This is a genomic window from Roseovarius spongiae (assembly GCF_003651245.1).
In the GTDB taxonomy this organism is placed as follows: Bacteria; Pseudomonadota; Alphaproteobacteria; order Rhodobacterales; family Rhodobacteraceae; genus Roseovarius; species Roseovarius spongiae.
The window spans coordinates 226,830-239,847 of record NZ_RAPE01000005.1; the positions used below are offsets into that span (position 1 = coordinate 226,830).

Sequence of the window (13,018 nt, forward strand, 5' to 3'; positions counted from 1 at the left end):
GGCAACCTTCCGTCAGAACAGTGTGACGCCCGCCGCGACAAGCGCGGCGCCGAACACGGCGCCGCCGATCCCCCAGAGCGCCAAGTCGCGCCGATCACGGCGTGGCGGCTCCGGCCGCGGCGCCGAAGCGCGGATCAGCACCGATTCAACGAGCTGCGGCAGGCGCGGCCCGAAACGCGACAGCACCATCGCGGTTCGCCCCAGACTCTGGGCAAGCGCGCGCGGCCCGAGGCTCTGACGGATGTAGTCCTCGACCACCGGGCGGGCGACCTGCCAGATGTTGATCTGCGGGTTGAGCGACCGCGCGACCCCTTCGACCACGACCATGGTGCGTTGCAGCAGGATCAGCTCGGTGCGCGTCTCCATGCCGAAACGTTCCGTTACCTCGAAGAGGTAGCTGAGCAGGCTGCCCATGCTGATGCTGCTGGCGTCCATGCCGAAGATCGGCTCGCCGACGGCGCGCAGCGCGCGGGCGAATTCGTCCACGTCGCGATCGGCGGGGACATAGCCGGCCTCGAAATGCACCTCGGCGACGCGGCGGTAATCGCGCTTTATGAACCCGTAGAGGATTTCCGCGTATACCCGGCGGGTATATTCGTCGATATGGCCCATGATCCCGAAATCATAGGCAATGATGTCCCCGTTCGGCGCGACCTTGAGGTTGCCCTGGTGCATGTCGGCGTGGAAATACCCGTCGCGCAGCGCGTGGCTCAGGAACAGTTGCAGCACCCGGTTGCCCAGCGCCACCCGGTCATGCCCGGCCGCGTCGATCGCGGCGTTGTCGCCCAGCGGCACGCCGTCGGCCCATCCCATCGTCATCACGCGACGGGCCGACAGATGCCATTGTACCGCCGGAAGCTGGAAGCCCGCGTCGTCCGCCGTGTTGGCCGCGAATTCGGAGGCTGACGACGCCTCGAGCCGCAGGTCGAGTTCGCCCATCACCACGCCCTCGAAATGGGCGATCACGTCCGTGGGCCGCAGGCGGCGCGAGGAGGGAGAGAGCAGTTCGATCATGTTGGCGGCGAAATAGAAGGCGTCGATATCGACGCGAAAGGCGCGCTCGATGCCCGGGCGCAGCACCTTGACCGCAACCGCTTCGCCGGTGTCGCGCATCCGCGCCTTGTGAACCTGCGCGATCGACGCGGCGGCGACGGGCGCGCTGAATTCGTCGAACAGCGCCTCGACGGGGCGGCCCAGCTCGTGCTCGACGCTCGCCTTGGCGAGAGCGGTATCGAACGGCGGTAGCTTGTCCTGGAGGACGCGCATCTGCGTGGCCAGTTCCTCGCCCACGAGGTCGGGGCGTGTCGACAGGATCTGGCCGAACTTGATGTAGGCGGGACCAAGGGCCGTCAGCGCGCGGGTCGCCGGCGGCATGGACGGATCACCGCGCAGGCCGAGCCACTGGAACGGCCAGGCGAGGAACCGCAACGTGCCGCGCACCAGCGGCGGCGCGTCCATCGCGTCCATGATGACGCCCATCGCCCCGGTCCGTTCGAGAGTGGCCCCGGTGCGAACGAGCCGGATGATGTTGTGCGGGCCGCGCATCGGCCTAGAGCTTCCAGCCGGAATGCAGGCAGGCGACGCCCATCGTCAGGTTGCGATACTTGGCGTTGCCGAACCCGGCCTCCTGCACCATCCCGAGAAAGGTTTCCTGGTCCGGGAACCGGCGGATCGATTCGACGAGGTACTGGTAGCTATCGCGATCCCCGGCAATCATCCGCCCCATGCGCGGGATGATGTTGAAGCTGTAGAGGTCATAGGCCCATTGCATCAACTCGTTCGGGATCTGGCTGAACTCGAGCACCATCAGCCGCCCGCCGGGACGCAGCACGCGGTAGGCTTCGTTCAGCGCGTCCTGCGGACGGGTCACGTTGCGGATGCCGAAACTGATCGTGTAGACGTCAAAGCTGTTGTCGGCGAAGGGCAGCGCCATCGCGTCGCCCACCACCCAGTCGAGGCTGTCGGCCATCGCCTCGGCCTCGGCGCGCTTGCGTCCCTCGATCAGCATCGCTTCGGTCAGGTCGAGCACGGTCGCATGCCCCGATCCGGCGCGTTTGAGAAAGCGGAACGCGATGTCGCCGGTGCCGCCGGCCACGTCCAGCAGCCGCTGACCGGCCCGCGGGGCAAGCCAGTCCATCATCGCGTCCTTCCAGAGGCGGTGAATGCCCATCGACATGGCGTCGTTCATAACGTCATATTTGGAGGCCACGCTGCCGAACACGCCGCGTACGCGGCCCGCCTTCTCGTCCTCGGGGACGGTCTGAAATCCGAAATGGGTGGTCTTGTCGCTCATCGGTCCTGCCTGTCCGCTGTTCAGCCCCTGTTACAGGGTGCAAGGGGGTGGACACAATGCGGCGTTCTCGCAACGTGGGCAAATGCGGCAGTCAGTCGAACCGCGCTCAGTTGACCGCCGCGATCCGCGGCCCCGGCTGGTAAAGCGACATTCGGGCATTCCGGGCGGGGCGCGCGCGATGTATAGGGTCCGGGCATCCGCTGTCCCGAGGTCCCGCCATGCCCGAACTGCCAGAGGTCGAAACCGTCCGGACGGGCCTCGTCCCGGTGATGGAGAGCGCGGTGATCGCGCGGGCTGACGTGAACCGCCCCGATCTGCGCTGGCCCTTCCCGGAGCGCATGGCCGAGCGGCTGGCGGGGCAGCGCGTGCTGCGGCTGCGCAGACGGTCGAAATACATCCTCGCCGATCTCGACTCGGACGAGACACTGCTGATTCACCTGGGCATGTCGGGACGTATCCTCGTTTCCGGCGCGCCGCTGGGGAGTTGCGCGCGCCTGCACGCGACGCCCGAGCGTCACGATCACGTGGTCTTTCACATGGAGAGCGGCGCGCGCGTCACGTTCAACGATCCGCGCCGCTTCGGGGCGATGGACCTTTATCCGACCATGTTGGGCGAGGATCACCCGCTTCTTGCGAAACTCGGCCCCGAGCCGCTGGGCAACCGGTTCGACGAGTCCTATCTTGCCGCCGCGCTCAGCGGACGGGCGAGCCCGATCAAATCGGCGCTGCTGGACCAGCGAATCGTCGCCGGGCTCGGCAATATATACGTCTGCGAGGCGCTCTTTCGCGCGGGCGTCTCGCCGCGGCGCAAGGCCCGCAACCTGGGCGCGCGGCGCGCGCGGGCGCTGGTCCCCGTCATCCGCGCCGTCCTGCGCGAGGCGATAGAGGCGGGCGGGTCGAGCCTGCGCGATTACCGCCAAGCCGATGGAGAGCTGGGATATTTCCAGCACCGCTTTGACGTCTACGACCGCGAGGGTCAGCCCTGCCGCACGCCCGATTGTCCCGGAACGGTGCGGCGCATCGTGCAATCCGGGCGGTCGAGCTTCTATTGCCCGCTATGTCAAAGATAGGTTGAACGCCTGTACCTTGGTGGTAAGACAGCGCCAGCGACAGGAACAAGCGAAAGCAGATTTCATGGCCTTTGAGACGATCACCGTCGAGACAGAAGACCACGTCACGATCATCACCCTGAACCGCCCCGACGCGATGAACGCGCTTAACGATCAGCTCATGGGCGAGCTCGTGAGCGCGCTTCAGGCCGCGCAGGAGAACGACAAGGTGCGCTGCATCATCCTGACCGGATCGGACAAGGCGTTCGCCGCCGGGGCCGACATCAAGATGATGAGCGAAAAGACCTTCGTCGAGGTGTTCTCCGAGGATTTCTTCGGCCCCGACGCCGACGCGATCATGCGGATCCGCAAGCCGATTATCGCTGCCGTGTCGGGTTACGCGCTGGGCGGCGGGTGCGAGCTGGCGATGATGTGCGACTTCATCATCGCGTCCGAGACGGCCAAGTTCGGCCAGCCCGAAATCAACCTCGGCGTCATGGCCGGGCTTGGCGGTTCGCAGCGCCTGACCCGCTTCATCGGCAAGTCCAAGGCGATGGACATGAACCTGACGGGCCGCTTCATGGACGCCGAGGAGGCCGAGCGTTCGGGCCTTGTCAGCCGCGTGGTCCCTGTCAAGAAACTGCGCGAAGAGGCGATGGCGGCCGCCGCCAAGATCTCCGAAAAATCGATGATAACCGCGATGGCGGTCAAGGAATCGGTCAACCGGTCCTATGAAACGACGCTGCGCGAGGGGCTCTTGTTCGAGCGCCGGGTGTTCCATTCGATGTTCGCGACCGAGGACCAGAAGGAAGGCATGGCCGCCTTCATGGAAAAGCGCGAGGCGCAATTCCGCGACAAGTGACCGGGGCTTGCCTTCCGCGCGTTCGCGCACTAACAGGCAGTCCAGATATGCGCGTGATGCCCGCCCAGGCAAGAATCATCACCCCGAGAGGGGGACCCGCCGGGAATGTGTCACGCATAGAGAACTGAACACATACCGACCGCATCACGAGAAAGGGTCCGATTCACATGGCCAACACAGCCCAATCCAAGAAACGCGCGCGCCAGAACGAGGCCCGCTTTGCCGTCAACAAGGCGCGTCGTTCGCGCATCCGCACCTATCTGCGCAAGGTCGAAGAGGCGATCGCCTCGGGCGACAAGGACGCGGCCGCCGCCGCGCTGCGCGCGGCCCAGCCCGAACTGATGCGCGGCGTGACCAAGGGCGTCTTTCACAAGAACACCGCGGCGCGCAAAATGTCGCGTCTGTCGGCGCGCGTGAAAGCGCTTAGCTGACGCTACGGCAGCCGAATCGGCTAAGCCTTTGATCCAAATGGGCGCCGCTCACGCGGCGCCCGTTTTGCGTTTGAGGCAGGAAAATAACGGTCGGGATTCTTTTGCCGGTAAACCGGAGTCAAGCTCGAAGATGAGTTGCCGTGGCGCGCTGGGGCTTGCTAGTTTGCGCTTGCGATTCACGCTTGGGGGGACAGGCTGATCGGCATCGAGGCAACCGGTGGCAATCCGGAGGCGATGCAGATCTTGCGGGGCGATGCGCCTCGCCGACGTCCAGAACGGCAATGGCAGACGTACTTCGCGGAGAAGGTGGTTCGGGGGAAGTCCCGCCATCCGCACGATGAAGTTCAACAATCCGGCGCGGCCTGCTGCGGGCCGATTCCGTGATGCTTCGCATCACGGATGCCGGTTGGGCTGTGCCTGGTTCCGGGCGTGTATCGGGTGACCGCGCAGGGTGCGAACCCTGCCGTATTCCATATTTGAGCTGCTGGGCGGAACGGGGACGTATGACACAGGAAAAATGGGGCCAGGTAAAACAGGACCTGCTGAACACGGTGGGCAAGAACAATTTCGCAAACTGGATCGAACCTCTCGAGCTCGCCAGGATCGCGGACGGGGTCGCGACGTTCGATGTCCCTACCAGTTTCGTGGGCAATTACGTCTCGCAGAAATACGGTGACCAGATTCTCTATCACCTGCGGGGAATCTCCCCGGAAATACGGCGGATCGCGTTCGAGGTGCCCGCCCGCCCGGCGCGCGCCCCGCGCCCAGCGCCCGCATCCGCGCCCAAACCGGCGAATGGCCGTGCCGAACGCGAATCGATGATCGCCGCCGCGCCGCTCGACCCGAAATTCACCTTCGACACCTTCGTGGTCGGCAAGCCGAACGAACTGGCCCATGCGGCGGCCAAGCGCGTCGCCGAGGGAGGCCCGGTTACCTTCAACCCGCTGTTCCTCTATGGGGGCGTCGGCCTGGGCAAGACCCACCTCATGCATGCGATCGCGTGGGAATTGCAGCAGAACCACCCCGCGCTCACCGTGCTTTACCTTTCGGCCGAGCAGTTCATGTATCGCTTCGTGCAGGCGCTGCGCGACCGCAAGATGATGGATTTCAAGGAAATGTTCCGCTCGGTCGACGTGCTCATGGTCGATGACGTGCAGTTCATCGCCGGCAAGGAAAGCACGCAAGAGGAGTTCTTTCACACCTTCAACGCGCTGGTCGACGGGGGCAAGCAGATCATCATCTCGGGCGACCGCGCGCCGGGCGAGATCGAAAAGCTCGAGGAACGGATCAAGTCGCGTCTGCAATGCGGGCTCGTGGTGGATTTGCACCCGACCAATTACGAACTGCGCCTTGGCATCCTGCAATCCAAGGTCGACTTTTATCGCGTGCAGTATCCCGACCTCGTGCTGGCCGACGGTGTGCTGGAATTCCTCGCCCATCGCATTCGCAAGAACGTGCGGGTGCTCGAAGGGGCGCTCACCCGCCTGTTCGCCTTCGCGTCGCTTGTGGGCCACGAGATCACGCTCGAGCTCACGCAGGACTGCCTTGCCGATGTGCTGCGCGCCTCTGAACGCCAGGTCACGGTCGAGGAAATCCAGCGTCAGGTGTCGGACCATTACAACATCCGCCTGAGCGACCTCGTCGGCCCCAAGCGCACCCGCGTCTTCGCGCGGCCGCGGCAGGTGGCGATGTATCTGTGCAAGCAGATGACGTCGCGATCGCTTCCGGATATCGGGCGCCGCTTCGGCGGGCGCGATCACACCACGGTCATGCATGGCGTGAAGCGGATCGAGGAACTGCGCGCGAGCGACGGGCAGATCGCCGAGGATCTGGACCTCCTGCGGCGCACGCTGGAAGGCTGAACACGTCGCTCCTTCGCCCTTGGCGGGCGTCCTCGCAGAGCGCGGGGCAGAAAAGGCTTGCGCAGAAAGGCGACCTTGCTAACGTGCGCTTCCCGGCGTCATGCCGGCAATTGCGAAGGACGAGGGCATGAAACTCAGCATCGAACGGGCGGTTCTGCTCAAGGCCGTGGCGCAGGCGCAATCGGTGGTCGAGCGGCGCAACACCATCCCGATCCTCGCCAACGTGCTGATCGAGGCCGAAGGGTCCGAGGTCAGCTTCCGCGCGACCGACCTCGACATCGAGGTGGTGGACAAGGCAGCGGCGCAGGTCGAACGCGCCGGATCGACCACCGTTTCGGCCGTGCTTCTGCACGAGATCGTGCGCAAGTTGCCCGACGGCGCGCTGGTGACGCTCGCCGACGACAGCGCCGCGGGGCGGCTCACGGTCGAGGCGGGGCGCTCGAACTTCAACCTCGCGACGCTGCCCAAGGAGGACTTCCCGGTGATGGCGTCCTCGGAATACGCCAGCAATTTCGCGGCCAAGGCGCCGGTGCTGCGCCGCCTGTTCGACAAGTCGAAATTCGCCATCTCGACCGAGGAGACGCGCTACTATCTCAACGGCGTCTACATGCACGTGTCTGAATCGGATGGCGGCAAGGTGCTGCGCTGCGTCGCCACCGACGGGCACCGCCTTGCGCGGATCGACGCGGACCTGCCCGAGGGCGCGGCGGAGATGCCCGGCGTGATCGTGCCGCGCAAGACCGTGGGCGAGCTGCGCAAGCTTCTCGACGACGACGAGATGGATATCGCCGTTTCGGTGAGCGAGACCAAGATCCGCTTTGCCACGCCCGACCTGACGCTCACGTCCAAGGTGATCGACGGCACCTTTCCCGATTACACCCGCGTCATCCCGCAGGGCAATTCCCGCAAGATGGAGGTCGACGCCGCCGAATTCGCGCAGGCCGTCGACCGGGTCGCCACCGTCAGTTCCGAACGCTCCCGCGCGGTGAAGCTGGCGCTCGACGAGGACCGGCTGGTCCTGTCGGTCAACGCCCCCGACAGCGGCGCCGCCGAGGAGGAGCTTGCCGTCGCCTATGGCGACGAGCGGCTGGAAATCGGGTTCAACGCGAAATACCTGCTGGAAATCGCGTCGCAGGTGGATCGCGAAAACGCGGTTTTCCTGTTCAACTCGGCCGGTGATCCCACGCTGATGCGCGAAGGGAATGATCAGAGCGCGGTCTACGTGGTCATGCCGATGCGCGTGTGATGCGCGTCGAATTAGAGTATTCTCGGAACATTGAAAGCCGGTGAATGTCCGGCCTTCATCTTTCCTCCCTGACGCTGTCGCATTTCCGCTCGCATCGTTTCGCGCGGCTTGACCTCGATGCGCGGCCTGTCGCGATCTTCGGACCCAACGGCGCGGGCAAGACCAACCTGATCGAAGCGGTGTCGCTGTTTTCACCGGGGCGCGGTCTGCGGCGCGCGGCGGCGCAGGACATGGCGCGCCGGCCCGAGGCGCTGGGCTGGAAGCTTACCGGCGTGCTGCACTCGCTCGGGCATGTGCACGAGGTCGAAATCCGGGCCGAGGATGGCGGCGCGCGGCAGGTGCGTATCGACGACAAGCCGGCGGCGCAGCTGGCGCTGGGGCGGATCGCGCGGGTGCTCTGGCTGGTGCCGAGCATGGACCGGCTCTGGATCGAGGGGGCCGAGGGGCGGCGGCGGTTCCTCGATCGCGTCACGATGAGCTTTCTGCCCGGACATGCCGACGCGGTGCTGGCCTATGACAAGGCCATGCGCGAGCGGAACCGGCTGCTCAAGGACCAGGTGCGCGACGCGCATTGGTATGTCGCGCTCGAGGCGCAGATGGCCGCGCGCGGGGCCGAGATCGACGCCAACCGCCGCGCCGCGCTTGCGCAGCTGCACGCCGCGCAGGCCGAGGCCGAGACCGCCTTTCCCGCAGCCGAGCTGGAGCTGACCTCGACCGAGGGCGAGATGCCGCAGGACGCGGAGGCCTTTCGCGCCGTGCTGGCCGAGAGCCGGTTTCGCGACCTTGTGGCCGGGCGCACGCTGTTCGGACCGCACCGCGCGGATTTGCACGGCGTCTATGCCGCCAAGGGCGTTCCCGCGCGCGACTGTTCGACCGGCGAACAGAAGGCGCTCTTGGTGTCGCTGATCCTCGCCAACGCGCGCGCGCTGAGCGAAGGGTTCGGCGCGCCGCCGATCCTGCTTTTGGACGAGGTGGCGGCGCATCTCGACGCGGGGCGGCGCGCCGCGCTCTACGAAGAGATCTGCGGCCTCGGGGCGCAGGCCTGGATGACCGGGACCGGGGCGGAATTGTTCGCGGAACTGGGCGATCGGGCGCAGCATGTCGAGGTGACCGAGACCGGCGGCGTATCGGACGTGCGGCGGCTCTGACCCGGGCGGCGAAGAACTGCCTTCGGGCGTGACAATCCCCCCCGGAAATCGTATAAATCGCGAAAATCACGCAGGAAATATCGCATGGCAGAGGCAGCAGCGGCGCCCGAGGAATATGGTGCCGATTCCATCAAGGTTCTCAAGGGCTTGGAGGCCGTCCGCAAACGTCCCGGCATGTATATCGGGGACACGGATGACGGCTCGGGCCTGCATCACATGGTGTACGAGGTCGTCGATAACGGCATCGACGAGGCGCTCGCCGGTCACGCCGACCGGGTGACGGTGACGATCCACGCCGACTCCTCTGTCTCGGTGAGCGATAACGGCCGCGGCATCCCCGTCGCGATCCACGAGGAAGAGGGCGTGAGCGCCGCCGAAGTCATCATGACCCAGCTGCACGCGGGCGGGAAGTTCGACAGCAACTCCTACAAGGTGTCGGGCGGGCTGCACGGCGTCGGCGTCTCGGTGGTGAACGCGCTTTCCGACTGGCTCGAGCTGCGCATCTGGCGCAACGGCAAAGAGCATGTCGCGCGCTTCGAGGGCGGCTACACGGCCGAGCATCTGAAGGTCGTCGGCGACGCAAAGGGCCGCAAGGGGACCGAGGTGCGCTTTCTCGCCTCGACCGAGACGTTCTCGAACCTCAACTACAGCTTCGAGACGCTGGAAAAACGCCTGCGCGAACTGGCCTTCCTCAATTCCGGCGTGCGCATCCTGCTGCGCGACGAACGTCCCGAGGAGCCGCTCGAGAGCGATCTGCACTATGACGGCGGGGTCAAGGAATTCGTCAAGTATCTCGACCGGCACAAGACCGCGATGCTGCCCGAGCCGATCTTCATCACCGGTGAGCGGGACGATATCACCGTCGAGGTCGCGATGTGGTGGAACGACAGCTATCACGAGACGGTGCTGCCCTTCACCAACAACATTCCGCAGCGCGACGGCGGCACCCATATGGCGGGGTTCCGCGGCGCGCTCACCCGCACGATCAACACCTATGCCCAGACCAGCGGCATCGCCCGCAAGGAAAAGGTCAACCTGACCGGCGACGACGCCCGCGAGGGGCTGACCTGCGTGCTGTCGGTCAAGGTGCCGGACCCGAAATTCTCGAGCCAGACCAAGGACAAGCTGGTCAGCTCCGAAGTGCGTCCCGCTGTCGAGGGGCTGATGAACGAGAAGCTGGCCGAGTGGTTCGAGGAGAACCCGAACGAGGCCAGGATCATCGTCGGCAAGATCGTCGAGGCCGCGCTCGCCCGCGAGGCGGCGCGCAAGGCGCGCGATCTCACGCGGCGCAAGAACCCGATGGACATGAATTTCCTGTCCAGCAAGCTCAAGGATTGTTCTGACAAGGACCCCGCCAATACCGAGATCTTCCTCGTCGAGGGCGACAGCGCCGGCGGCTCGGCCCAGACCGGGCGGGACCGCAAGACCCAGGCGATCCTGCCGCTCAAGGGCAAGATCCTGAACGTCGAGCGCGCGCGTTTCGACCGGATGCTGTCGAGCCAGGAGATCGGCAACATGGTGATGGCGCTCGGCACCGGGATCGGCCGGGACGAGTTCGATATCTCAAAGCTGCGCTACCACAAGATCGTCATCATGACCGACGCCGACGTGGACGGCGCGCATATCCGCACGCTGCTGCTGACCTTCTTCTATCGCCAGATGCCCGAGCTGATCGAGGGCGGGTATCTCTACATCGCGCAGCCTCCGCTCTACAAGGTGACGCGCGGCCGCTCCGAGGTTTACCTCAAGGACGAGGCCGAGATGCAGGATTACCTCATCGCGCAAGGGACCGAGGACGCGATGCTGCGCCTCGGCTCTGGCGAGGAGATCACCGGCTCCGACCTCGTCCGCGTGGTCGAAGAGGCGCGCCAGGCGAAGCGTATCCTGGAAAGCTTTCCAACCCATTACCCGCGCCACATCCTGGAGCAGGCGGCGATCGCCGAGGCGTTCCTGCCGGGCCGCGCCGACGCCGACCTGCAAGGCGTGGCCGACGCCGTGGCCGCGCGGCTCGACCTCATCGCGCCGGAATATGAGCGCGGCTGGCAGGGGCGCCCGACCCAGGACAAGGGCCTGCGCCTCGCGCGGGTCGTGCGCGGGGTCGAGGAAGCGCGGATCATCGACGGCCCGGTCCTGCGCTCGGGCGAGGCGCGCCGCATCGGGCAAATGACCGAGCAACTGCGCGAAATCTACCGCCAGCCCGCCCGGCTGATGCGCAAGGAGCGCGGACAGGACATCTTCGGCCCGCTCGACCTGCTCGACGCCATCCTGAAGGAGGGCGAGAAGGGGCTGACGCTGCAACGCTACAAGGGTCTGGGCGAGATGAACCCCGACCAGCTCTGGGAAACCACGCTCGACCCCGAGGCGCGCACGCTCTTGCAGGTCAAGGTGGACGACGTGGCCGAGGCCGACGACCTCTTTACCAAGCTGATGGGCGACGTGGTCGAACCCCGCCGCGACTTCATCCAGGAAAACGCGCTGAGCGTCGCCAACCTCGATTTCTGAGAGTGTGTAGGATTGCGTGTAATCGTGCGCGATACCCAAAGGTTTGCGCGATTTGCGCATAAGTTTGCGTAATCGCAAATGTGGGAACTGAACAAGATAAAGAAACCAGCGGTGCAATCGAGGGATGAGCATTCAGCGGGTCAATTTTGGAATCCCTTGAAAAGGGTGCATAACTTGCCTCTATCGCTTGTCTTCAAAGTGGATGCGCCGACAAGCTAATTTTGCATTATGATGACAAGCTTAATCCGGCCATTTTCACGAAATGCCGGCCATTGAGGGAAATCACGTTTGCAGCGTGATTTTCACTGCTCATCGCGATTTTGGCCCAAAGTTGGCTTCCTGAACGGAACATGGGTCCGGGCGTCAGTCAACGGAAATGGAAATTGAAGTTTTTTGAAAGTATTTCGCCACGGGATGTGCGCGAGCTCTTCCTTTGGGCAGGACGGGTTGCCGGCACCTGTCACTGGTTGGCGAAGATGGCGGAAATGCAAAAGGCCGCGGGCAATCCCGCGGCCTTTGTCTTTTGTTTACTGGTGGCCCTGCATTGGGGCCGCCCTACCCAGCCTGAGGATTGGCCGCGAGTAGGTCTCTCCGCGTCAGGCGGCTTTCAGGCTGGCAATCTGAAGCTCGGCATCGACGCGGGCGGCGAGAAGATCCCGCATGGCCAGCACCATCCTGAGATGCGCCAGATGAGCGTCGAGGTCGGCACCCTTCTCCGACAGGATCGGCACTGATCTGACCTGGCCGATAGCGCCAAGCTCCGGGTCATTGACCCCGTCGAACACGTTCCGGTGGCCGAGGGTCTCGCGCGCAACCGCCGCTTCCAGGATGCCGAGCGCGCAGGCGATGTGATTGGCCGCTGCGCTCGCGAGAGGTCCCTCCTCGCGAAGGGCGGCAACTGCACCCAACAGGGCAAGCTGGTCTGTTGGCAACAATGCGTCGGCGGTGTGTTGGACCGCGTCATGCATGACATCGAGCCCGAGCAGGATGCGTGCCCAGAGGTCTTCGAGAGACAGGTGATCGTGGTATTTCATTGTTTTTTCCTTTCATCGCGCAGTGCGCCGATGGGGGGCAACTCGCCAGCTGCTTGCAACCGGCGAGCCATTTCAGGCGGCGTCCTGTTCGCGCAAGGTCTGCGCCAGAGCAGCTTGGCGCTCGTCACGCTCGCCGATCTCGACCAGCAGATCGAAAAGCCGGTCGGTCGAGATGCAGATCTGCTCGACTTCGGGGCTGTCAGGGTCGAGCAACACCCAGGACGAAAGATTCGGCTCGAACCCGTCGAAGACCGGGTCGAGGGACAGCAGCCGGTGCAGATTGACCAGCCTGCGCCGGATCCCGCGATCGAGGCATGTCGCCTCGCGCAGGTCGGACATCAGGCGCAGGACACGGGCGGTGCCAGCGTCCCCATCGATCAGCCCGGCGGCATTGCACAGCGCGGCGCCGGTTCCAGCGAAATGCGAGCGGACGGCGATGAGCGCCGGGTCTGCAGACAGGGTTTTGGCGGGTAGTTTACGCAGCATGGTGATCCTCCATTCTTGTTGCGCGTCTGCCAGTCGTGGCAGCATCAAGCCTGTCTGCAGTCGGGTGTTCGGGATTGCTCTCCTTCGGTTTTGTCCGGGCCGTCG

Annotated in this window: 11 protein-coding genes; 7 read left to right on the forward strand and 4 right to left on the reverse strand. The window is 65.0% G+C overall.

All coding sequences use genetic code 11. The features are described from left to right. Positions 1-12 precede the first annotated feature (12 nt). Positions 13-1,545: a 2-polyprenylphenol 6-hydroxylase gene (gene ubiB / locus D6850_RS16305; RefSeq protein WP_121168673.1), complete on the reverse strand. Its 1,533-nt coding sequence runs from the start codon at positions 1,543-1,545 to the stop codon at positions 13-15. 4 nt (positions 1,546-1,549) lie between these two features. Continuing rightward, positions 1,550-2,293, reverse strand: a complete 744-nt coding sequence (gene ubiE / locus D6850_RS16310; protein WP_121168674.1) for a bifunctional demethylmenaquinone methyltransferase/2-methoxy-6-polyprenyl-1,4-benzoquinol methylase UbiE — start codon at positions 2,291-2,293, stop codon at positions 1,550-1,552. A gap of 218 nt (positions 2,294-2,511) precedes the next feature. Between ubiE and mutM the strand changes: the two genes are divergently transcribed. The 7 genes from mutM (at position 2,512) to gyrB (ending at position 11,393) form a co-directional block, all read left to right on the forward strand. Beyond that, a complete protein-coding gene (gene mutM / locus D6850_RS16315) occupies positions 2,512-3,363 on the forward strand; it encodes a bifunctional DNA-formamidopyrimidine glycosylase/DNA-(apurinic or apyrimidinic site) lyase (protein WP_121168675.1) in 852 nt (283 codons plus the stop codon). A 64-nt stretch (positions 3,364-3,427) separates the two neighbouring features. Beyond that, positions 3,428-4,204 carry an enoyl-CoA hydratase gene (locus D6850_RS16320; RefSeq protein WP_121168676.1) on the forward strand — a complete coding sequence of 259 codons (777 nt, stop codon included), beginning with the start codon at positions 3,428-3,430 and terminating at the stop codon, positions 4,202-4,204. 167 nt (positions 4,205-4,371) lie between these two features. After that, positions 4,372-4,635 carry a 30S ribosomal protein S20 gene (gene rpsT, locus D6850_RS16325; protein ID WP_121168677.1) on the forward strand — a complete coding sequence of 88 codons (264 nt, stop codon included), beginning with the start codon at positions 4,372-4,374 and terminating at the stop codon, positions 4,633-4,635. A gap of 503 nt (positions 4,636-5,138) precedes the next feature. Next, on the forward strand, positions 5,139-6,497 hold the full coding sequence (dnaA, locus tag D6850_RS16330) for a chromosomal replication initiator protein DnaA (RefSeq protein ID WP_121168678.1): 1,359 nt from the start codon (positions 5,139-5,141) through the stop codon (positions 6,495-6,497). 127 nt (positions 6,498-6,624) lie between these two features. Then, positions 6,625-7,743 carry a DNA polymerase III subunit beta gene (gene dnaN / locus D6850_RS16335; RefSeq protein ID WP_121168715.1) on the forward strand — a complete coding sequence of 373 codons (1,119 nt, stop codon included), beginning with the start codon at positions 6,625-6,627 and terminating at the stop codon, positions 7,741-7,743. Between the two features lie 44 nt (positions 7,744-7,787). Next, entirely contained in the window at positions 7,788-8,891 is a 1,104-nt protein-coding gene (recF, locus tag D6850_RS16340) for a DNA replication/repair protein RecF (RefSeq protein ID WP_121168679.1), read from the forward strand. Between the two features lie 84 nt (positions 8,892-8,975). Next, a complete protein-coding gene (gene gyrB, locus D6850_RS16345) occupies positions 8,976-11,393 on the forward strand; it encodes a DNA topoisomerase (ATP-hydrolyzing) subunit B (protein ID WP_121168680.1) in 2,418 nt (805 codons plus the stop codon). 596 nt (positions 11,394-11,989) lie between these two features. Here the strand turns inward: gyrB and D6850_RS16350 are convergent. Next, on the reverse strand, positions 11,990-12,427 hold the full coding sequence (locus tag D6850_RS16350) for a hypothetical protein (RefSeq protein ID WP_121168681.1): 438 nt from the start codon (positions 12,425-12,427) through the stop codon (positions 11,990-11,992). Positions 12,428-12,499: 72 nt separating this feature from the next. Further along, positions 12,500-12,913, reverse strand: coding sequence for a hypothetical protein (locus D6850_RS16355; protein WP_121168716.1), 414 nt, complete (start codon positions 12,911-12,913; stop codon positions 12,500-12,502). Between the last annotated feature and the right edge of the window lie 105 nt (positions 12,914-13,018).

Coding starts and splice junctions, on each gene's coding strand:
- ubiB (WP_121168673.1), bottom strand. CDS start 1,545: ATGCGCGGCCCGCACAACATCATCCGGCTCGTTCGCACCGGGGCCACT.
- ubiE (WP_121168674.1), bottom strand. CDS start 2,293: ATGAGCGACAAGACCACCCATTTCGGATTTCAGACCGTCCCCGAGGAC.
- mutM (WP_121168675.1), top strand. CDS start 2,512: ATGCCCGAACTGCCAGAGGTCGAAACCGTCCGGACGGGCCTCGTCCCG.
- D6850_RS16320 (WP_121168676.1), top strand. CDS start 3,428: ATGGCCTTTGAGACGATCACCGTCGAGACAGAAGACCACGTCACGATC.
- rpsT (WP_121168677.1), top strand. CDS start 4,372: ATGGCCAACACAGCCCAATCCAAGAAACGCGCGCGCCAGAACGAGGCC.
- dnaA (WP_121168678.1), top strand. CDS start 5,139: ATGACACAGGAAAAATGGGGCCAGGTAAAACAGGACCTGCTGAACACG.
- dnaN (WP_121168715.1), top strand. CDS start 6,625: ATGAAACTCAGCATCGAACGGGCGGTTCTGCTCAAGGCCGTGGCGCAG.
- recF (WP_121168679.1), top strand. CDS start 7,788: ATGTCCGGCCTTCATCTTTCCTCCCTGACGCTGTCGCATTTCCGCTCG.
- gyrB (WP_121168680.1), top strand. CDS start 8,976: ATGGCAGAGGCAGCAGCGGCGCCCGAGGAATATGGTGCCGATTCCATC.
- D6850_RS16350 (WP_121168681.1), bottom strand. CDS start 12,427: ATGAAATACCACGATCACCTGTCTCTCGAAGACCTCTGGGCACGCATC.
- D6850_RS16355 (WP_121168716.1), bottom strand. CDS start 12,913: ATGCTGCGTAAACTACCCGCCAAAACCCTGTCTGCAGACCCGGCGCTC.